This is a genomic window from Micromonospora sp. DH13, from assembly GCF_020873825.1.
GTDB classification, from domain to species: Bacteria; Actinomycetota; Actinomycetes; order Mycobacteriales; family Micromonosporaceae; genus Micromonospora; species Micromonospora haikouensis.
In genome coordinates this window covers 74244-93757 of sequence record NZ_JAHWGR010000010.1, presented here as the reverse complement: position 1 = coordinate 93757, position 19514 = coordinate 74244, and the positions used below count along the sequence as shown (strand labels likewise).

Annotated in this window: 16 protein-coding genes; 3 read left to right on the top strand and 13 right to left on the bottom strand. The window is 73.2% G+C overall.

Translation table 11 applies throughout. From position 1 onward, the window contains the following. Nucleotides 1-6 precede the first annotated feature (6 nt). The 7 genes from LPA42_RS12600 to LPA42_RS12570 form a co-directional block, all read right to left on the bottom strand. Nucleotides 7-1656, bottom strand: coding sequence for an amidohydrolase (locus LPA42_RS12600; protein WP_228986564.1), 1650 nt, complete (start codon nucleotides 1654-1656; stop codon nucleotides 7-9). After that, the gene (locus LPA42_RS12595) at nucleotides 1653-2738 is read right to left on the bottom strand and encodes an extracellular solute-binding protein (protein ID WP_158229492.1); all 1086 of its coding nucleotides are present in this window, start codon (nucleotides 2736-2738) and stop codon (nucleotides 1653-1655) included. The genes LPA42_RS12600 and LPA42_RS12595 overlap by 4 nt, the downstream gene beginning before the upstream one ends. 130 nt (nucleotides 2739-2868) lie before the next feature. Beyond that, the gene (locus tag LPA42_RS12590) at nucleotides 2869-5136 is read right to left on the bottom strand and encodes a N,N-dimethylformamidase beta subunit family domain-containing protein (RefSeq protein WP_077939749.1); all 2268 of its coding nucleotides are present in this window, start codon (nucleotides 5134-5136) and stop codon (nucleotides 2869-2871) included. After that, on the bottom strand, nucleotides 5133-5462 hold the full coding sequence (locus LPA42_RS12585; protein ID WP_077939748.1) for a hypothetical protein: 330 nt from the start codon (nucleotides 5460-5462) through the stop codon (nucleotides 5133-5135). Before LPA42_RS12585 ends, LPA42_RS12590 begins: the two co-directional genes overlap by 4 nt. A 76-nt stretch (nucleotides 5463-5538) precedes the next feature. After that, nucleotides 5539-7065, bottom strand: coding sequence for a glutamine synthetase family protein (locus tag LPA42_RS12580; RefSeq protein WP_198956738.1), 1527 nt, complete (start codon nucleotides 7063-7065; stop codon nucleotides 5539-5541). Next, nucleotides 7058-8386, bottom strand: coding sequence for a Rieske 2Fe-2S domain-containing protein (locus tag LPA42_RS12575; RefSeq protein ID WP_077939747.1), 1329 nt, complete (start codon nucleotides 8384-8386; stop codon nucleotides 7058-7060). The genes LPA42_RS12580 and LPA42_RS12575 overlap by 8 nt, the downstream gene beginning before the upstream one ends. Nucleotides 8387-8478: 92 nt before the next feature. Beyond that, a complete protein-coding gene (locus tag LPA42_RS12570; RefSeq protein WP_228986563.1) occupies nucleotides 8479-9426 on the bottom strand; it encodes a PDR/VanB family oxidoreductase in 948 nt (315 codons plus the stop codon). Nucleotides 9427-9642: 216 nt separating this feature from the next. On the opposite strand from LPA42_RS12570, the gene LPA42_RS12565 reads away from it, so the two are divergent. From LPA42_RS12565 to LPA42_RS12555, 3 genes are all read left to right on the top strand, one after another. After that, the gene (locus LPA42_RS12565; RefSeq protein WP_198956737.1) at nucleotides 9643-10362 is read left to right on the top strand and encodes a GntR family transcriptional regulator; all 720 of its coding nucleotides are present in this window, start codon (nucleotides 9643-9645) and stop codon (nucleotides 10360-10362) included. Nucleotides 10363-10435: 73 nt separating this feature from the next. Continuing rightward, nucleotides 10436-10792, top strand: coding sequence for a cupin domain-containing protein (locus LPA42_RS12560; protein ID WP_077939744.1), 357 nt, complete (start codon nucleotides 10436-10438; stop codon nucleotides 10790-10792). After that, nucleotides 10789-11457: a cysteine hydrolase family protein gene (locus LPA42_RS12555; protein WP_077939743.1), complete on the top strand. Its 669-nt coding sequence runs from the start codon at nucleotides 10789-10791 to the stop codon at nucleotides 11455-11457. Before LPA42_RS12560 ends, LPA42_RS12555 begins: the two co-directional genes overlap by 4 nt. Before the next feature lie 49 nt (nucleotides 11458-11506). Here the strand turns inward: LPA42_RS12555 and LPA42_RS12550 are convergent, their stop codons facing one another. The 6 genes from LPA42_RS12550 to LPA42_RS12525 all read right to left on the bottom strand — a co-directional run bounded on the left by LPA42_RS12550 (nucleotide 11507) and on the right by LPA42_RS12525 (nucleotide 19505). Beyond that, entirely contained in the window at nucleotides 11507-12517 is a 1011-nt protein-coding gene (locus LPA42_RS12550) for a phosphotriesterase (RefSeq protein WP_077939742.1), read from the bottom strand. A gap of 10 nt (nucleotides 12518-12527) precedes the next feature. Next, nucleotides 12528-14444, bottom strand: coding sequence for a primary-amine oxidase (locus LPA42_RS12545; protein WP_077939741.1), 1917 nt, complete (start codon nucleotides 14442-14444; stop codon nucleotides 12528-12530). A 79-nt stretch (nucleotides 14445-14523) separates the two neighbouring features. Next, complete coding sequence (locus LPA42_RS12540; protein ID WP_077939740.1) at nucleotides 14524-15636, bottom strand: FAD-dependent oxidoreductase; 1113 nt, start codon at nucleotides 15634-15636, stop codon at nucleotides 14524-14526. After that, a complete protein-coding gene (locus tag LPA42_RS12535; RefSeq protein WP_158229491.1) occupies nucleotides 15633-16871 on the bottom strand; it encodes an aminotransferase class V-fold PLP-dependent enzyme in 1239 nt (412 codons plus the stop codon). Before LPA42_RS12535 ends, LPA42_RS12540 begins: the two co-directional genes overlap by 4 nt. A gap of 137 nt (nucleotides 16872-17008) precedes the next feature. Continuing rightward, nucleotides 17009-18457 (bottom strand): aldehyde dehydrogenase, encoded by a 1449-nt coding sequence (locus LPA42_RS12530; RefSeq protein ID WP_077939738.1) that lies wholly within the window; start codon nucleotides 18455-18457, stop codon nucleotides 17009-17011. Further along, nucleotides 18447-19505 (bottom strand): phosphotriesterase, encoded by a 1059-nt coding sequence (locus LPA42_RS12525; RefSeq protein WP_096761721.1) that lies wholly within the window; start codon nucleotides 19503-19505, stop codon nucleotides 18447-18449. The genes LPA42_RS12530 and LPA42_RS12525 overlap by 11 nt, the downstream gene beginning before the upstream one ends. Nucleotides 19506-19514: the final 9 nt, after the last annotated feature.

Below are 19514 nucleotides of genomic sequence, written 5' to 3'. Positions count from 1 at the left end.
TCCTTGTCAGTCCGCGAATCCGGGCCCGTGCACCACCGTCGCGCCGACCACCGTGCGCAGCACCGGGCGGGCGGCGGCCTCGGCCAGCTCCGCCAACGGCGAACTGAGCGGGTCGACCTCCAGCTCGACCCAGTCGGCGAGATAGCCGGGTGCGAGCCGACCGCGCTCGCGCTCGGCAAAGCAGTAGTACGCCGCCGAGGTGGTGTACATCGCCAGCGCCTCCGCCGCGGTGACCGCCTGATCGGGTCCGAGCGGTCCGCTCCAGCCGCGGACCTGCCGGCTGCGCGCCTGCCACATGCCGAACAGCGGCGCCATGGGGAAGTCGGGTCCGTCGGAGCCGCCCGCGACGGTGACACCGGCGTCGAGCCAGGCGCGCAGCGGCGCGAGTGGGACCTCCTCCCCGAACTGCCTGGCGATGCCGGCGCCGACGCGCCACTGCATCGACGGCTGGCTGGAAAGGACGACGCCCAGCCGGGCCGCACGGGCCATGTCGGCGGGCGCCGGCCACAGGTACGAGTGCATGATCGAGAATCGCAGGGGCGCAATCGGCCACCGCGCGTCGACGCGTTCGAAGTGGTCCAGTGCGAGCGTGACGGCGGCGTCGCCGACGGCGTGCACGGCGACGGAGTGGCCGTTCTGCGCGCAGTGCGCGACGAGTTCGGCGAAGACGTCGGCGGGACAGGTCAGGTTGCCGTGGTAGGAGGGCCGCCCCGGCCACGGCCGGGAGATGAGCGCGGTGCCGAACCCTCCGGCGCCGTCGAGGTAGATCTTCAGCGGGCCGCGCCGGAAGCGGGAGTCACCGCGACCGGTGCCCACGCCCTCGGCGCCGAGCCCGGCGAGGAACCGCGCGGGTGGCACGCTCGTGTCGGCCAGTGGCATGCCCATCGTGCGCAGGGTCAGCCAGCCCTCGGCTGCCGCCTCCCGGTAGACCCGCATCTCCGCCTCGACCAGGCCGGGCTCGCTGGCGCTGGTGATGCCGATGCTGTGCAGGTAGGACTGCGCCTGCGCCAATGCCGCGCGAAGCGCCTGGTGCCCGGGGGCCGGGACGTGGGCCAATACCAGCTCGGCGGCGGGACGTTCGACCAGGATCCCGGTCGGCTCGCCGTGCGCGTCGCGCTCCAGGTGCCCGCCGGTGGGATCGGGTGTACGGGCGTCGATGCCGCAACGCCGCAGGGCCGCCGAGTTGGCGATCGCGTCGTGGGTACGCCGGTCCAGGACGACGGCGGTGCCGCCGGTGACCCGGTCGAGGTCGTACCGGTCGGGCAGCCTGCCCTCGGCCAGGTCCTCGGCGTGGAAGTGGGCCCCGACGACCGCCCAGTCGAGCCCCGGTCGGTCTGCCAGCCAGGCGCCGATACGCTCGCAGACCTCCTGGATCGAGTTCGCCTCGGCGATGACGAGTCGGCGCTGTTCGATCCCGGTGACCAGCGTGTGCAGGTGGGAGTCGAGGAAACCCGGCACCACCACGCCCCGCGCCGCGACCTCGATCGTCTCCGGCGGTGCCGCCGCACGGACCTCGGCCGCTTCCCCGATCGACACCACGCGGTCGTCGGCGACGAGCATCGCCGACGCCACCGGCCGGGCCGGATCCATGGTGTGGATCCGGCCCAGCAGCAGGACGGGTGGGGCCGCGGTCTGCGCGCCCCCACCGCCGGTCATCCTGCGAGCCACTTGGTGTACCAGGCGAGCAGTGCGTCCTGCTGCTTGGACCTGGCCTCGGAGTCCTGGAAGACCGCCGACGAATGCGCGGGCGCATTGACGATCTTCGCCTTGGTCTCCTCGTCCATGAAGTTGAACGCCTCGGGGTTGCCCGGACCGTAGCCGGTCAGCTTGGCGAACGCCGCCTGACGCTCCGGGTCGTTGAAGACCTTGGCCAGGGCCTGGATGTTCGTCATGTTGGGCGCGCTGGCCGGGATGGCGATCACGTTCGGTGCGACGATCGCCTGGTCGAAGGAGATGGTGACGTCCACGCCCTGGTTCTTGAGGGCGACCGCCTGACCGGAGGGGCCGGCCACGACCGCGGCCGTCTTGGAGGTCAGCAGCTGCTGGATCTGCGGGTAGGAGGTGTAGAAGACCATGTTCGGCCGAAGCTCGTCGAGCTTCTTGGTGCACAGGTCCAGGTCGAGCGGGTACAGCTTGTCCGGGGCGATGCCCGAGGCCAGCTCGGCCATCTCGCAGGCGCTGTCGTAGCTGCCCGGGCTGCCCATCCAGCCACGCTTGCCGGGGAACTTCTTGACGTCCCAGAAGTCGGCCCAGGTCTTCGGCCCACCGTTGGGGAAGGTCTCGGTCAGGTACGCCTGGACGTGCCCGACCAGGAAGGTGCCGAACGCGTAGTCGCGGATGTTCTCGGGCAGGTTGGTGTCGCGCCCGACCGCGTCGTCGAGCCGGGCGATGTTGGCCTTGTTCTGGTAGACGACGTCCAGGCCGACGTGGATCGCGTCGTAGTCGCCCTTGCCGCCGGTGAGCATCGTGTTCACGATGGCGTCGGCTTCGACCTCGGAGATCACCTTGACGCCGGTGTCCTTGGTGAAGTCGTCGAAGTAGGTGGTGTACCGGGCCTTGTTGGTGGGGCCGCCGAAGTCGGCCCAGACGATCTTTCCGCTCAGGCTCTGCGAGCCGTCGGAGCTCGCGGGCTTGTCGGAGTCCGTGGACGAGCAGCCGGCGAGAACGAGCGCCAGCGCTGTTCCGGCGACAAGCGCCGCGCGCAGTCGCCGGCTCGGGTGGGTCAGGAGTATGCGCAAGGGTTCCTCCATGTGCTTTCCGCATGCCTGGTTAGCTGTCGCAGCAACGCCCCCCCGCGTTGGATCCATTAGACCTTTGGTTGGATCCCGAACTCAATATGTGCATCCACAATTCCTCGTCTCGGTTCCGTTACGCGGGTGTATCCAGCACGGGCAGGCCAGCCACAAACCGGTCCAGAACGGTGCCAAGCAGGCGGGATATCTCCGCCTGCCCAGCCAGGTCGTAGAGCGCGCCGGCAAAGGCGATCGACCCGGTCGAGACGACCGCCCCGCCCCCCTCGCGCGGCACCAGCACGAGATCGGCGTGCACCCGGGGGTTACGCGCGCCACCGAGCACCCGGCTCGTCATGTTGAAGTTCTCCCGCGCCTCGATCATGTCGTCGCCGTGCCCGACCGAGCTGGCCAGCACCACGGCATCCGGTGAGGTCCCCAGCAACGGACTCACGGAGTCGATCTCCAGCCCCGCCGCGCCGCCGGAAACCCCGTACCCGCCAAAGTACTCCCTGGTCAGGCCCGCGAAGACCCAGGCGACCGCGGGGTCGGTGGCCACCCGCCGGTAGCCGGCGGACGCGCCAGGATTGCCGGCGGCCACGAATCCCACACCGAAGGTCTTCTGCGGCGCCCGACCGTTGAACCGCCAGATACCACCCAGACGACCGGTGAAACCGAGGTGGTACTCCCCCGGCTCGGCCAGCCACGCCTGCGTCCCACCCCACCGCCGGATCTCGATCACCTGGTCGTCGCAGGGGTCGTAGCCGGTGACCCAGTACATGCCGTTGCCGCCGGTGTAGATGAGCCGCCCGCCCGTAGCGACGTACTCCTCGTAGGCCCGCAGCATCTCCAGGCTCGGATACTCCGGATGGGTACCGGTCAACACCGCACGGTAGCGCGCCAGCAGACCCACCCCCTCGGCGTGCAGGTCGTGATCGGTGACGATGTCGACCTCCCGACCGGTGCGGTCCAGCCAGTCGACCACCTGCATGTCGCCGGTGAACTGCCACACCGGCGCGTTGTGGTCGTAGACCCGCTCGCGCAGCGTCAGCAGCGGCCGGCGCCAGCTCGAATAGCACACCCCCGAACCGTCGGCGTGTGCCTCGTACAGGGAGTACCCCAACTCCCGGCGCGCGTCGCGGAACAGCTCGAAGTCGTCGAGCGTCGGCACCATCTGGCTCCAGACCTGGGTACGTGGGCTGTCCACGCCCACGTGGTCGTTGCCGTAGGCGAGGTAGCTGTTGGTGGGCAGCACGAGCAGCACCGGTGCGGTCGCCGTCCCTTCGGGCGGCGCGACGAAGACGGGAACCGTGTCCCGGCCGCCGTCGGTATCGGTCAGCTCGAGGGCGTAGACGCCGCTGCGCAGCTCCGGCGGTAGGACCAGCTCGCCCTGGAACCGCCAGCCACAGTCGGTCATGTCGTCGCGGTGGAAGTGCAGCGCGGCGTACTCCCGCGCCGCGAACCGGAAGTCGGCGACGTCACCGGTCCAGCCGGAGGAACGCACCGCCCGCTGCGGATGGTTCACCGCGGTGCCGTGCAGTCCCCCCGGGCCGACATCGGCCACCAGGGCGGTACGCGCGATCCCGGTCGGTCCGATCGCCGCCGCCAGGTCCCAGTGGGCCAGCAGCGCCGGATGCCGAACCAGCTCCACGCGCGTGCCGGCGGCGGTGGCATCGGCGACCAGGACCGGGGACTCGATCCGGCCGTCGTAGCACCGCACCGGCGCACCGGCCGTCCCGGTTCCGGCGCAGGCCCAGAAGAACGGGCCGGCCCCGGGCACCGGGTCACCCGCAAGGATCGTCGACGACGTGTGCGGCGGCGCGGATGGACGTACCAGATGGTTGGCCTCGAAGGTGCCGGCCAGCGCGACCGTCAGCGCGAGCGGGCGTCCGGCCTGGCCCCCGATCACCGCCGTCAGCTCGTACCAGCAGCCGGCCTGGGGTACGAGGCCGGCTGCGACCTCGGTCAGGCCGGAATCGGTCGCCACCCGCAGCGTGAAGCGGCCCTCGGCGTCGAGGCCCACCGCCCAGCCGGAACCCTCCTGCGGGCAGCCGTGGGCGAGCAACTCCTGGGCACCGTCCCCCGGCCGGGTGGGCATCGCCGCGAGCGACACCACCAGCCCATGCTCGCCCGGTGCAGGCAGGTCGTCGACCCGCACGTAGGAGCCGACCGCGGTCTGCTGGTCGATCCCGTCCCCGCCGATCGGCGCGACGGCGTCCACCCGCTCCTGCCGGCGCTCGACCCCGGCCGACGGGATCGCGAGTGCCCGCAGGCGGACCAGTTCCGCCCGCCACCTGGCGGCCGTCGTGCTGACCGCCAGGCGCACCGTGTCACCGGGGCGGTAGGAGACCCGGTCGCAGTAGCCCGTGACCCCGCTGGGCACGGGTACGGGCCGCGGCTGGCTCACCAGGTCACGCCGTAGTCGTGCAGCCGGCGGACCAGCACGTCGTACTCCGCCTCGTCCCGGGTGGCGTGGCGCACGCCGTCGACCAGCTGCGGTGGCCCGCCGCGTACGGGCGAACGGACGCCTATCGCGAACCCCTCCGGCGTCTTGAGGATGAGGTAGCGCGGCTTGTCGGGGTCGGGATTGCGACGTACGAAGTCGAACACGTCGATCAGGTCGCGCGGGTGGGGACCGGCGGGACAGGCCGCCGCCTGTGCCATCAGCTGCGCGGTCAGCACCGGCCTGAGCCGGTTTTCCAGGATCCACTCGTCGTGCGGCGACAGGGCCATCGCCACCGTCTCCTTCCACCTCGGCAGCTGCGCGTCAGGACAGGTTCGTCGGAACAGCTGGGTCGGAACAGGTGCGTCAGAACATGCCGAAGTACTCCCGCTGCTCCCAGTCCGAGACGTGCAGCAGGTAGCGCTCGTACTCGGCCCGCTTGAGGCGGGCGTACCAGTCGACGACGACGTCGCCCAGCGCCGCCCGGAACACCCCGTCGGCCTCCAGCGCGGCCACCGCCTCGCCGAGCGAGCGGGGCAGCGGCGGCGCGGCGGCGTCGTACGGGTTAGTGGTCGGCGGCCGCAGCTCCAGGTCGCGGGTGATGCCGTCGAGGCCGCTGACCGCCTGCGCGGCGATGTACAGGTAGGGGTTGGCCGCCGGCTCCCCGGAGCGGTTCTCCAGCCGGGTCGCCGGGTCACCCGGGCCGCCGACGGCCCGCACCATGGCACCCTTGTTGTCCACCCCCCAGGCGACCCGGTCCGGGGCCAGCGAGTGGCTCTGGTAGCGCTTGTAGCCGTTGACCGTCGGCGTGGTGAACGCCGCCGCCGCGGCGGCGTGGCGCAGCAGCCCCTCCAGGTAGGCGCGGCCGGTCGCCGACAGGGGCCCGGCGTCGCCGACGTCGGGCACGAACGCGGCCCGGCCGGTGCGCAGGTCGGTCAGCGACTGGTGCAGGTGCCAGCCGGTGGAGGCCGTCTCGGCCCCCTGCGGCCGGGACATGAACGTCGCGTGGAAGCCGTGCCGCCGGGCGATCTGCCGCACCGCGCTGCGGCACACCACCACCGCGTCGGCGGTCGTCGCGGCGTCGGCCGCCGCCATGGTCAGCTCCAGCTGGCTCGGCCCGAACTCCAGCTCGATCGAGCGCAGCGGCAGGTCGAGCGAGGTCAGCCCGGTGTAGAGCGCCTGCACCAGCGCGTCGAGGCCGTCGAGCGCCTCCTCGTGCAGCAGTTGCGCGCCGGGCGTCGTCGGGCCGACCGGGGCGGCCGCGCCGGGCGCGCCGGGCCGGCCGACCCGGTCACCGGTGAGCCCCGTGCCGGCCGCGCGGAAGACGTGGAACTCCAGCTCGGCGCCGACGGTCATCCCGTAGCCGCGCCCGGCCAGCGCGCCCAGCTGGTCCCGCAGCAGGCCGCGGGTGCAGAAGGGCACCGCCGAGCCGTCCGGGAAGCGGACGTCGCACAGGACCCACCCGGTGCGCTCGGCCCACGGCACGACCCGGAAGGAGGACGGATCCGGCACGAGGACGATGTCGCCGGCACCGGCGAAGCCGGCGACGCCGACCCCGGTGTCGGCGGCGAACACCGGGAAGACCGACCTGCCCGAGGTGTCCTTGAGCAGCAGCGAACTGGGCGCGGTCAGGCCCGAACGCATGACCGCGGCGACCGCGGACCGGGCGATGGTCTTGCCCCGGATGATCCCGTGCTGGTCGACGAAGCCGAAGCGGATCATCTCGATGCCGAGCTCGTCGATCACCCGGCGCATCTGCGCCGCGGCGGCGTACTGCGCCTCGGACCACAGGTCGTGCCGGTCGACGAAGCCGCCCCGGTCCTGGGCCAGCATCGGCCGGGCGCTGGCCCCGCCGCCGCCGGCGGAGACGTCGCGCTCGTCGGCGTTACGCACCGGCCACCTCCGACTGCGGCCGGTGCCACGGCGACCGGCTGCGGCGTTCGGCCTCCTTCTCCCGCCACCGCTCCTGCCAGCCCTCGCTGGGCGAGACCATGTCGACGGCCAGCGGGCCGACCAGCCCGGCCGCCTCCGCCTCGTCGAGCGGGTGCGCGGGCAGCGCGCCGCCGGCCTGGAAGGCGTCGATCGCGCGCAGCAGCAGCCGCCGGTTGGCGGTGACGGCGCGGTCGGACACGCCGAGCCGCTCCACGGTCCGGTCCTGGATGCGGCCCATGCTCTCCACCGCCCACTGGTCGTGGACGTTGATGTCGAGCCCCATCCCCGTGTACGTGAGGTCGCGCTGCTCGGCCGGGTCGAAGCCCCAGTTGTTGGACCGGTTGCGCAGCGGGCGGTAGTCGGGCAGGGAGACGTTCTCCAGCCGCTGGCGCAGCAGCGTCTCCTTGTCGGTCCGCTCGGCGAAGTCGTAGAAGATCATGAACCAGTGGTGGTTCTCGTCGTCGATCGGCACGTGCCACTGGGTGAAGACCTTGTCGTTGCCGAACGGCACCACGAAGGCGTTGGGGAACAGCAGGTTGGTCACCCGGACGTGCTTGTGCTGCTCGGTGAGCTGGCGGATCGCGAAGACCCGCAGCCCGTGCTCGGCGCTCTCCACCTCGATGTCGGGGCGGTAGTGGTCGCCGACCAGCTTCGACAGCTTCGTGCCGGTGCCCTCGACCTCCTCGCTGAACTGCTGGCCGTAGACGTCGCGGGGGTCCTCGCCGACGAACCGGTGCAGGAAGGAGACGTGGCTCGGGTCGATGCCGCCCTCCAGCCCCTGCAGCCAGTTGCACTCCCACAGCCCCTTGAAGGCGAACGTGTACTCGTCGGGCGCGGTGAAGCAGTCGTACGCCGGGAAGGGCGGCGGGTCGCCGGCCCCCAGGTAGGCGAAGACGATGCCGTTGCGCTCCACGCACGGGTAGTTGGCGATCCGGATCTTGTCGAGGAACTGGCTGTGCGGGGGCTCGGCGGGCTGCTCCACGCAGCGTCCCTGCGCGTCGTAGAGCCAGCCGTGGTAGAGGCAGCGCAGCCCGCCGTCCTCCAGCCGGCCGTAGGAGAGGTCGACCCCGCGATGGGCGCAGAAGCGACTGATCAGCCCCCAGCCGTCGGCGCGCCGGAACAGCACCAGGTCCTCGCCGAACATCCGGATCGCCTTGACCGGGCGGTCGGCGGGCATCTCCGACACCAGCGCGGCCGGCTGCCAGTAGGCCCGCATGAGGCCGCCCAGCGGGGTGCCGGGCCCGGTCCGGGTGAGCTTCTCGTTGTCTGCCTGTCGCAGCACTGCTTACCTCCGCGGTGGGGGAATGGGGGTGGAGCGGGGATCGGGTGCCGGACGCCCGCCGGCGGCGGTCGGCAGCGGCACCTCGGGGCGGCTCACAGGTCCAGGACCAGCCGGTCGCCCGCGGCGCGGGAGACGCAGACCATCAGGCAGTCCCCCGCCGCCCGTTCCTGGGCCGTGAGGACGTGGTCCCGGTGGTCGACGGCCCCCGCGAGGACCCGGGTTTCGCAGCTGCCGCAGATCCCCTCGTGGCAGTCGTTGACGATCTCGACGCCGGCCTCCAGCAGGACGTCCAGCGCGGACCGGTCGGCGGGCACCGTCAGGTCGACGCCGCTGCGGTCGAGCCGGACGGTGAAGGACCCGGCCGGCTGCGGCTGCTCCGACGCGGGCGCGGAGAACAGCTCGGTACGCAGCCGGTCGGGGCAGCCGGCCGCCTCCGTGGCGGCGCGCAGCCCGTCCAGCAGCCGGCTCGGGCCACAGGCGTAGACCAGCGCGTCAGGCGGCAGCCCGTCGAGCAGGTCGCGCAGCTCGGGCCGGGGCCCGTCGTCGGCGGCGTGCACCCGGATCCGGTCGCCGTGGGGGGCGAGCTCGTCGAGGAACGCCATGCCGCGCCGGCTCCGGCCGAAGTAGTGCAGCCGGAAGACGGCCCCCCGCCGCCGCGCCTCGGCCAGCAGCGGCAGGAGCGGGGTGATGCCGATGCCGCCGGCAACGAACAGGTAGCTGCCGGCGGGTTCCAGCGCGAAGTGGTTGCGCGGGCCGCGCAGCCGGACCCGGTCGCCGGGGCGCAGGTGGTCGTGGACCCAGGCCGAGCCGCCGCGGCCGGCGGGCTCGCGCAGGACCGCGATCCGCCACCACGGGGCGCCGGGCTCGCCGCACAGGGAGTACTGCCGGGTGGAACCGTCGCCGACCACCAGGTCGACGTGCGCCCCGGGGGTCCAGTCCGGCAGTGGCGCGTCGGCGTCGGCCGGGACCAGCTCGACCGACAGCACGCCGGCCGCCTCCAACCGGAGCGCGCGGACGACGAAGGGTAGTTCTGTAGACACGGGCCCCCTCTCATTGGATCCAATGTTACTTTCTTCGGATCCGTTACGGAAGCAAACACACCCATGTCGGGGCCACGTGGGTCCAAGCATCCTCCACCCTGCTATCGTGGTGTGACCCAACGGGCAGGTTTGGTCACCAACGCGGCGTTCCGATGCTCCGCCGCAGGTGAGCGGCCGGGGGGCCCGGATCGATCGACGCAGAGGGAGAGTGGCCGGTTGACCACCGAGGAACTGGCGGCAACCCGCAAGACCGGCGCCGCCCTCGTCGACGACCTCGCCGAGCAGATCCGCAACCGGATCATGACCGGCGAGATCCCGATCGGCGCCCAGCTGCGCCAGGCCGAGCTGGCCAGCAACTTCGGCGTCTCCCGCACCCCGGTCCGGGAGGCGCTGCGTCAGCTGCAGACCAGCGGCCTGATCGAGGTGCTGCCCAACAAGGGCGCCGTGGTCAGCGTCCCCGCGCCGTGGGACGTCCGCGAGGCCTACGAGGTGCGCGCGGAGCTGGAGGCGCTGGCCGCCGCGCGCGCGGTGCGCCGGATCACCCGCGACCAGATCGACCAGCTCCGGGCGGCCAACCAGGAGATGTACGACCTCTCCGTCGCCGGGCGCGGCGACGGCGTGCCCGCCCAGCACGACCACCGGCGCAGCAACGACGTCTTCCACACGCTGATCGCGAGCATCTCCGGCAACGCCCGGCTGAGCAAGGCGATCAACGACATCAACGAGACCTTCCCGCGCAACGTGTCGGCACAGTTGATCGTCAACGACAGCCGGCACCGCGACGAGAACTTCCAGGAGCACGAGCGGATCCTGGAGGCGCTGGCCGACGGCGACGCCCAGCGGGCCGCCGACCAGATGCGCGAGCACGTCATCAAGGCCGGCGAGCAGCTGGCCCGCTGGTACGAGCTGCGCTCCTCCACCGTCTTCCGCGGGTAGCATTGGATACAATCTAGCCGTCATAGCATCCACTGAGTTAGCCTGGGCCTGTTCCCCGCACTCAGGAGGTCACATGACGCTCACCACCGTCCCCCGCACGGCCACGGGGCTCGAGGAGAAGCCCCTCGGGCCGCCGAGCGCGCAGCCGCTGAGCGGCGAGATCCTCGTCCGCAGCCGGGTGGACTTCACCAACGAGGCGCGCACCGTGATCTCCGGCGTCTGGGAGAGCGACCCGGGCACGTCGCGCTGGGAGTTCCTCACCCGGGGCGAGATCATCCACGTCGTCTCCGGCCGGATGACCGTCCACCGCGACGGCGAGGAGCCGGCCGAGGTGACCGCCGGCAGCACGGCCTACTTCCCGATCGGCTGGTGCGGGACGTGGACCGTCCACGAGACGCTGCGCAAGGTCTACGTGGTGTTCAAGTCATGACGAACCCGCCGCCGCCCGCGATCGTGGGCAACGCCGTACTCGTCGTGGTCGACATCCAGGGCGGCCCGGTGCCCGACGAGGAGTCCCGCTCCGAGATCGCCCAGATGGGCGGCCGCCGGGAGCGCGCCGACCGGGTGGAACGCCTCATCGACGCCTGCCGCGAGCACGACGTCCCCGTCGTCTTCATCCAGGAGGTCCACAAGCCGAGCCTGGTCGACATCGGCCGCGAGCTGGACGGCGACGAGGGCCCGCACTGCGTCGAGGGGTGGCCCGAGACGGAACTCGCCCCGTGGGTGCGGCCGCGCCCCGAGGAGTTCCTCATCCGCAAGCGGCGCTACTCGGCGTTCTTCGGCACCGAGCTGGAGATCGTGCTCAAGGCGTACCGGGCCGGGACGGTGCTGCTGATCGGCGGGCTCACCGACGTGTGCATCCACTACACGGCCGTCGACGCCCACCAGCACGACTACCGGGTCCGGGTGCTGACCGACTGCGTCGGCGGCTCCTCCCGCGAGGCGCACGACGCCGCGCTGCGCGCCGTGCGGTACCTCCAGCGCGACGCCCTCGTCACCAGCGACCAGGTCTTCGCCTGGCTGGCCGCGGGCAAGCCGACCGCCGACGGTACGCGGCCGACCGCCGACGTCGCAGGCGGGCCGGCCGCCGGCTGAGCACACACGTGGCCGGGGCGCCCCCGCAGGAGCGTCCCGGCCACGGGCCTCACCGGCCGAACATCGCCCGCCGGGGATTGTCCACCGTCATCATCGTGAGCACCTCGGGCTCGATGCCCGCCGCCACCGCGTACTCGGTGAACTCCTCGAACAGGAAGCACATCCCCGGCCCGCCCAGCTCGGCCTGGTGGGACCGCTGGCTGACGTCCTGCGACAGCAGGATCTTCGCGGCGAAGCCCCGGTCGACGAGGTGCCGGAGGTAGTCCACCCGCCGCCGCAGCTCCGGCACGACCACCTGCCCGCCGCTCTTGCAGGCCATCATGCAGTCGTACTGGACGTAGACGCCCCGGTGGAGCAGATCCAGCGAGTAGCGCACGTCCTTGACCGTGTCGGTGTGCCCGATCACGATCCGTTCCGGGTCGACGCCCTCGGCCGTGAGGATGTCGATCTGCGCCTCGCCGGTGGGGTAGGTGGGCGCGTGGGTGCTCACCAGCGCCCCGGTCTCGACCGCCGCCCGGCCGGCGGCCCGGAACGAGCGCTCCTCGTTGGCGGTGATCCTCGGCTGGTCGGAGGCGATCTCCCCGATCAGGCCGGCGCGCACGCCGGTGCCGGGGATCTCGTCGAGCAGGTCCGCGACCAGGTGGTCGGCGATCTGGTTGGTGCTGGTGCGCTCCCACCAGCCCTGGTCGAGGTACGCCTCGAAGTAGTGCCCCGTGCCCAGCACCACGGTGACGCCGGTGCGCTCGGCCAGTTCCCTGGTCGCCAGCACGTTGGCCACCGAGCGCGACCCGGTGACCGGGTTCTGCACCTGGTGGGCCGGGTCCCGGTCGTAGTAGACGGGCGCGGCGTACGCGCTCAGCTCCCCGTTCGTGACGTCCCACAGGGTCTTCCCGCCGCGCTCGACGAACCGGCGGATGTCGCGCTCCCGCTCCTCCCACACCGTCATGAACCCGTCCCGCGACTCGGTGCGGGTCAGGTTGGCGAAGACGTGCTCGTGGGGCAGGGTCAGCCCGAGGTCGTCCGGGCCGATCGGCCCGGTGACCGACCACACCTGGTCCATGCCGCGCCCCCTAGTGGCAGCAGGCGTCGTCGGCGCCGGCGCCGTGGCGGCGCGGGGCCGGCAGGTCCAGCGACGGGTTGCGGTCGAAGAAGCCGTCCGGCTCCAGCCGCATGCCGATGCGGTGCACCGCCATGATCGGCCACTCCTCGGGGCGGGGGTCGTGGTGCACCCCGACCACCGGCCACAGCACGAGTTCGACGCCGTCGAGCGACCGGTTCGCCTGCTGCCAGGCGGTGATGCCCTCCGCGCCGAGCGGCGCCTGGTTCGGGTACTCGCCGGCGATGAACCGCTCCGTCGGCTCGTACGGCGTGGCCCAGAGCTGCCTGGCGACGAACGGCGCCTTCCGCTCGACGACGCTGCCCGGCCGGGCGTAGAGCCGGGCGGTGTTGGGCAGGGTGAGGCGGTAGCCGGTCTGGTCGCCGTAGCGGTTGGTCCGCGACGTGCTCTCGACCAGCCAGTGCACCGCCTTCGCCGGGTTGGTGCTGCGGGCCGCCTCGGCCTCGGTGGTGATCGGCGTGCGCACCATCCGGCAGGCGTTGCCGTACGGGTTGAGCGCCTCGTCCTCCTCGACCTCGGCGTGGATCTCGTAGAGCCGGTTGAGCGGGCCGTCGACCCCCATGTCCAGCCGCAGGCCGAAGTAGTGCTGGTGGTTGGGGGCCTGCACGTTGGGGGCGACCAGCCGGCCGTAGCGGGGCGTCTGCCCGTCGTCGATGCCGGAGACCGACATGACGCCGGTCAGCTTGATCTCCAGGTCGATCATGCCGTCCTGGTAGAACGACCAGTAGAAGCCGTAGTCGTAGTTGGCCACGGTGGCGAAGAAGGAGATCACCAGGCGGCGGCTGCGCCGCACGTCCGCCTCACCGGTGCGGGTGTTGACGTGCTTCCACAGGATCGAGAAGTCCTCCTCGTGCAGGCAGACCGCGTTCTTGATGGTGCGCGCCTCGCCGTGGCCGTTGAGCACGGCGGTGTCGAAGTAGCGGATCTCCCCGAGGCAGTCGCAGCCCAGCTCCAGCGACGCGGTGAGCGGCCCGGCGCCGTACTCGCCCCAGTCGAAGAAGTTCTTGCGGTACGCGGTCGGGTCGCTGTCGAGGTAGGGCACGTACATCTCGCTGACGGCCGCCCGGCGCACCACCGGCCGCGCCTCGTCGCCGTCGTGGTAGACGACGTCGTGCAGCACCAGGCCCTCGCGGTGGGTGAAGCCGACGCGGAACGACCAGTTCTGCCAGGTGACGAGCTGCCCGTCGATGGTGAAGCCCGGCCCCTCGGGCTGGACGATCTCCAGCGGCGCGACGTGCCGGTCCGGCCCCCAGGTGCCGGAGCGGTAGTTGCCCGTCTCGGAGGCCATCGGGAGCACCCCGTGGTCCTCGATCCGGACCACCTCGAGGGTCTCCAGGTCGATGATCGGCACGAGCCCGGCGACGGGCCGGGCGTAGCCGTTGTCGTCCTCGCTCACCCGGTGCCAGACGGTGCCCCAGGACAGCCGTCGGCCGACCAGGTCCTCGGGCTCGAAGCCGGTGATCGACTCGGGGTCGACCCAGACCAGCGAGACGTCGGTGATGCCGCGCCGGGCCAGCGCCGCCTGGAACGCGGCGTCCTCGCGGCACGCCTGGGCGACCATCCGGGCCTCCTCGCTGGAGACGCCGGGCCGCTCGGCGTCGACCGGCGACCAGGAGGCGATCGACGCCGGCCGGTCGGTGCCCGAGGTCCACGCGCCGACCTCCCAGGCGGCGTGGGCGTCGGGGTTCATCACCACCAGCCGCACCGGCCGGCCCTGCCCCGGGGCGAGGGCCCGGGCCAGTCCCTCCTCGACGGCGATCCCCCAGTAGCGCGGGCGCTTGCCGATCCGCGGATCGTCGGCGACCAGCGCGACGACCTCGGCGATCTCGGCTGCGGTGAGGGGGTCGTTCCAGTGCGCTGCGGTCGTCATGAGTCCTCCACGGGGTGCGGGATGCGGGCGGCGGGCACCGGCCCACCGGCGGGGGACGCCGGGGCCGGCGGCGCGGGCGTCACGGGTCGAGCCGGCGTCGTACGCCGACGAAGTCGAGGTCGCGGCGGTCGTCGCCGCCGCACAGGTCGGCGACGGCCGCGCCGATCGCCGGGGCGAACTTGAACCCGTGCCCGGAGCACGCGGCGGCGACGACCACCGGCGGGGCCCAGGGCAGCCGGCCGAGCACGAACCGCCGGTCCCGGGTCATCGTGTAGAGGCAGGACGCCGCCTCGACCACGTCCCGTTGCGGGTCGGCGGCCACGCCGGGGACGTAGCGCGCCATCAGGCGGCACAGGTCGCCGATCTCGTCGGCCGTCGGCGGCGCGGCCGGCCGCTGCGGGTCCCAGACCTCCCCGGCGTCGACGCCGGCCTTGAAGCCGTTGCCGGCGGCGTCGGGGATGCCGAAGACGAGGCCCTCGGGCCGGTCCACGGAGAAGGCGCCGAGCCGGGGCGGCCGGGCGGCCGGCTGGTCGGGGCGGAGCGTGACGGTGACGATGCGCCACACCTCGAACAGGTCGGCGAACTCGGGCACGGCGCGGCCGACCCAGGCGCCGGTGGCGAGCACCAGCGAGCGGGCCCGGATCCGGCGGGCGGTGGTCTCGACCAGGCACCCGTCGCCGGTCGCCTGCCAGCTCAGCATGCGTTCGCCGAAGGCCAGTTCCGCGCCGGCCGCCCGGGCCCCGGCGCGGGCCACCGCGAGGGCGGTGCCGGCCTCGACGACCCCGGCGGACGGGTCGTACACGGCCCGGTGACCGTCCGGCACGGCGAAGGAGGGCATCAGCTCCCGCAGCCGGCCCCGGTCCTCGACGACCTCGCAGCCGGGCCCCTGGAGCTGGGCCGTCCCCCGGTGGGCGTAGAGGCCGCCGGTGCGCCGCACCAGGGTCTCGCCGCTGGCCCGCTCCCAGCGCTCCCAGCCGGCGAAGGCCCGCGCGACGAGGTCGTTCCAGACCGGGTTGGGGTACGCGCGCCGGATCATCCGGGTCCGGCCGTGCGACGAGCCCCGGTGGTGGTCCTCGGCGAACTGGTCGATCGCCACGACGTCCACGCCGCGCAGGGCGAGCTCGTAGGCGGCGGCCGTGCCGTGGACGCCGAGCCCGACGACGAGAACGTCGACCTCGGGCGGCCCGCTCACGGGTTCGCTCCCCGAGCGATCTCGGCCACCGCGCCCAGCAGCGCGTCGAGGTCGGCGTCGTTGTTGTAGACGTGCACCGAGGCCCGGACCACGGCGGGCACGCCGCGCAGGCCCAGGTCCCACTGGCCGTGGCTGGCCGGCACCGACACCGTGCGCACGCCGCGCACGGCCAGCCGCCGGCTGACCGCGTCGCTGCCGAGACCGTCGACGGTGAACGTGACGATGCCCGAGCGGCTGGCCGGCGGGTCCTGCACGGTCACCCGGTCGATGGCGGCGAGCCCCCGGCGCAGCCGGGCCCCGCACGCGGTCAGGTACGCCTCGGTCGCCTCGACGCCCCGGTCGAGCAGCTGGGTCAGCGCCACCCCCAGGCCGAGCCGGCCGGCCACCGAGGACTCCCAGGTCTCGAAGCGGCGGGCCGTCGGCGCCAGGGTCCACTGGTGCGTCCCCGTCCACACCGCGCCCCGCACGTCGGGCGCGACGGGCGTGAGCCGGTCGAGGAAGCCGCCGCGCAGGTACGCGAAGCCGGTGCCCCGGGGGGCGCGGAGGAACTTGCGTCCGGTCGTCACCAGGGCGTCGCAGCCGATCTCGTCGACGTCGATGCGCAGCTGCCCGACCGACTGGGTCGCGTCGAGCAGGTAGACCGCGCCGGAGCGGCGGGTCAGCGCGCCGATGTCGCGCGCCGGCTCGACCAGGCCCGAGGACGTCGGCACCTGGGCGACGCAGACGACGTCGCGCGGGCCGCCGGTCAGCGCCCGCTCCAGCCGGTCGAGGTCGACCGCGCCGTCGGGGCCGCTGGGCAGGACGACGAGCTCCGCGCCGGTCTCCCGGGTCAGGCTGAGCAGGTGCAGGGCGTGGCTGACGTAGGTCGAGCGGGCGACCAGCACGCGGCTGGTCGCGTCGAGGCGGAGCGCGTCGACGACGACCCGCAGGCCGGTGCTCGCGCTGTCGGACAGGGCTATCTCCTCGGCCCGGGCGCCGACGAGACGCGCCGCCGAGGCGTACACCTCCTCGATGCGGCCGGCGACGGCCGCGGCGGCCTCGTAGCCGCCCTCGGTCTCCTCGCGCCGCAGGTGGGCGACGACCTCGTCGACCACCGCGACCGTCGGCAGGGCGGAACCCGCGGAGTTGAGGTGGTGCGCGTGGCGCACCCCGACCGTCTGCGCCCGCTCCCGGGCGACGTCCACGGGTCGCACGAGGGTGCCGAGCCGGTCGACGTCCGCGTGGTCAGCGTTCACCGAGAGCTCCACCGTCGACCGCTCTCCCAACTCCCCGACATGGGATCCAGAAAGACCGAATGTGGATCCCATCGTACGGCACGATTTCCCACGCTCGCCAGCCTCATGGATACTATCTCCCTCAGAATGGATACGATCTACAGGCTGACGACGACGGCCTTCGACTCCAGATAGCCGTGCAACGCCTCGTCGCCGAGATCGCGGCCGACGCCCGACTCCTTGCGCCCGCCGAAGGAGAGCGCGGGGTCGAACACGTTGTAGCTGTTGACCCACACCGTGCCCACCTCCAGCTGGGCCGCGACGCGGTGCGCCCGGCTCAGGTCGGTGGTCCAGACGCCGGCGGCCAGGCCGTACGTCGAGTCGTTGGCGATCCGCACCGCCTCGGCCTCGTCGTCGAAGGCCAGCACGCCGACCACCGGCCCGAAGATCTCCTCCCGGGCGATGACCATGTCGTTGGTGACCCCCGCGAAGACGGTGGGCGGCACGTAGAAGCCGGGGCCGGCCGGGGCCGCGCCGCCGACGAGCAGCTCGGCCCCCTCGGCGCACCCCTGCGCGACGTAGCCGAGGACCCGCTCGCGCTGCTCCGCCGAGACCAGCGGCCCCACCGAGACGCCCCCGGCCAGCCCGTCGCCGACCGGCACCCGCGCCGCCGCCTCGGCGAGCCGCCCGGTGAACTCGGCGAGGACCGCGCGGTGCACCAGCAGCCGGCTGCCGGCCGTGCACATCTGCCCGGAGTGCCCGAACGAGGCGCGGATCGCGGTGATGACGGCGGCGTCCAGGTCGGCGTCGGCGAAGACGATGTTGGCGCTCTTGCCGCCCAGTTCGAGGGTGACCCGCGCCAACCGCCGGGTGGCCGCGGCGCCGACCAGCCGGCCGACCTCCGTGCTCCCGGTGAAGGAGACCTTGGCGACGCCGGGGTGGTCGACCAGGGCCGCGCCGACCCGGCCGTCGCCGGTCAGCACGTTGAGCACCCCGGCGGGGACCCCGGCGGCGGTGATCAGGTCGGCGAGGCGCAGCATCGTCAGCGGCGTCTGCTCGGCCGGCTTGACGACCACCGAACAGCCGGCGGCCAGCGCCGGGGCGATCTTGAAAGCGCCGGTCATGATCGGGAAGTTCCACGGCAGGATCAGCGCGGCCACCCCCACCGGCTCCAGCGTGGTGTAGACGTGGTGCGCGCCGGGATCGATCGGGACGGTGCTGCCCAGCAGCCGGCTCGGCGCGCCGGCGAAGTGCCGGAAGGTGCGCGCGGCGGTGGCCACGTCGGCCCGGGACCGCTCGATCGGCTTGCCGTTGTCGCGGGTCTCCAGGATCGCGAGCTGCTCCAGCTCCGCCTCGATCAGGTCGGCGACCCGGTGCAGGATCCGGGTCCGCTCCAGCGGCGGCAGGCCCACCCAGCGCCGGTCGGCCAGGCTCCGCCGGGCCGCGCCCACGGCCGCGTCGACGTCGGCCGGGGTGGCCTGGACGGCCCGGGTGAGCACCTCCTCGGTGGCCGGGTCGACGACGTCGAACAGCTCACCGCCGGGGTGCCACGCCCCGTCGACGAACAGCGCCTGGGTGGGAGCGAGGGCGGGCAGCTCAGCGCGCATCGTGGGCCTCCTCGGCCGGGGTGGTGGTCGGAACAGCGATCGGGGACGGCCGGTCCAGCAGCCGGCGCGGCTCGTGGGTCACCATGGCCGCCAGCCGGTCCGGGGCGACGCCCCGGCGGACCAGCTCCGGCAGGACCCGGGTGGTGAGGTGGTCGTAGCCCTCACCGCCGTAGCGGCGCAGCTGGGCCTTGGTCCACACCGAGCCGCCGAGCACCCACCGGCCGTCGGGGCGCGCGGCGAGGAACGCCTCGAAGAAGTCCAGCCGCTGCCCGTCGGACGGGTTACGCATCCGCCCGACGTGCTGGCACTCGGTGCCGAAGCACATCTCCAGGGTCGCGCCGGTGTCGATCAAGTCGTGCCAGTAGGCGGCGTCGAGATACTCGTCGGCGTTGGTGAGCAGGATCCGGTCGGCCGGCAGCCCGGCGGCGGTCAGCTCGGCCACCACCTCGACGCCGGTGCGGCTGTCGCCGTCGAGCCGGACGCCGACGCTCGCCCCGGCACCGGCGGCGGCGACGGCCGCGGCCCGCAGCCGGGCCCGCTCGACGGCGGGGAACGCCGCGGTGGTGCCCATGATCCCGAGCAGGGCGGCGCGGTAGTCGGTGCCCGGGACGCGGTCGGTCAGCGCGCCGTGCAGGAGGCGGTGCACCCCGTCCTCGTCGAGGTCCCGAGCCCAGCCCGGCAGGGTCGGCGTCACGTACAGGCCGTACGCCACGGCGACGTGCACGCCCGCGGCCCGCGAGATCGCCGGCAGGGCCGGGTGGTCCGGCCCCAGCCCGATGCTGGTGTCCTCGACGACGAGGTCGACGCCGCCGGCGGCGTGCCGCAGCTCCGCGACGGCGAGCCGCGGGTCGTCCAGCCGCAGGTTGTCGGCCAGGGCCAGGGCGTTCCACCGGAGGAAGCCCAGGTTGGCCGTCGTCACCCGCGCGTCGGCGGGGGCCGGCTCCGCCCCGGGGCGGCTCAGCGCGCTGGCGTCGCTGAGCAGGTGCTGGTGCATGTTGACCCGGCCGACGCCGGCCGCCGCGACGGGCCCGAGGACCGTCTCGATCATCGCCGCCAC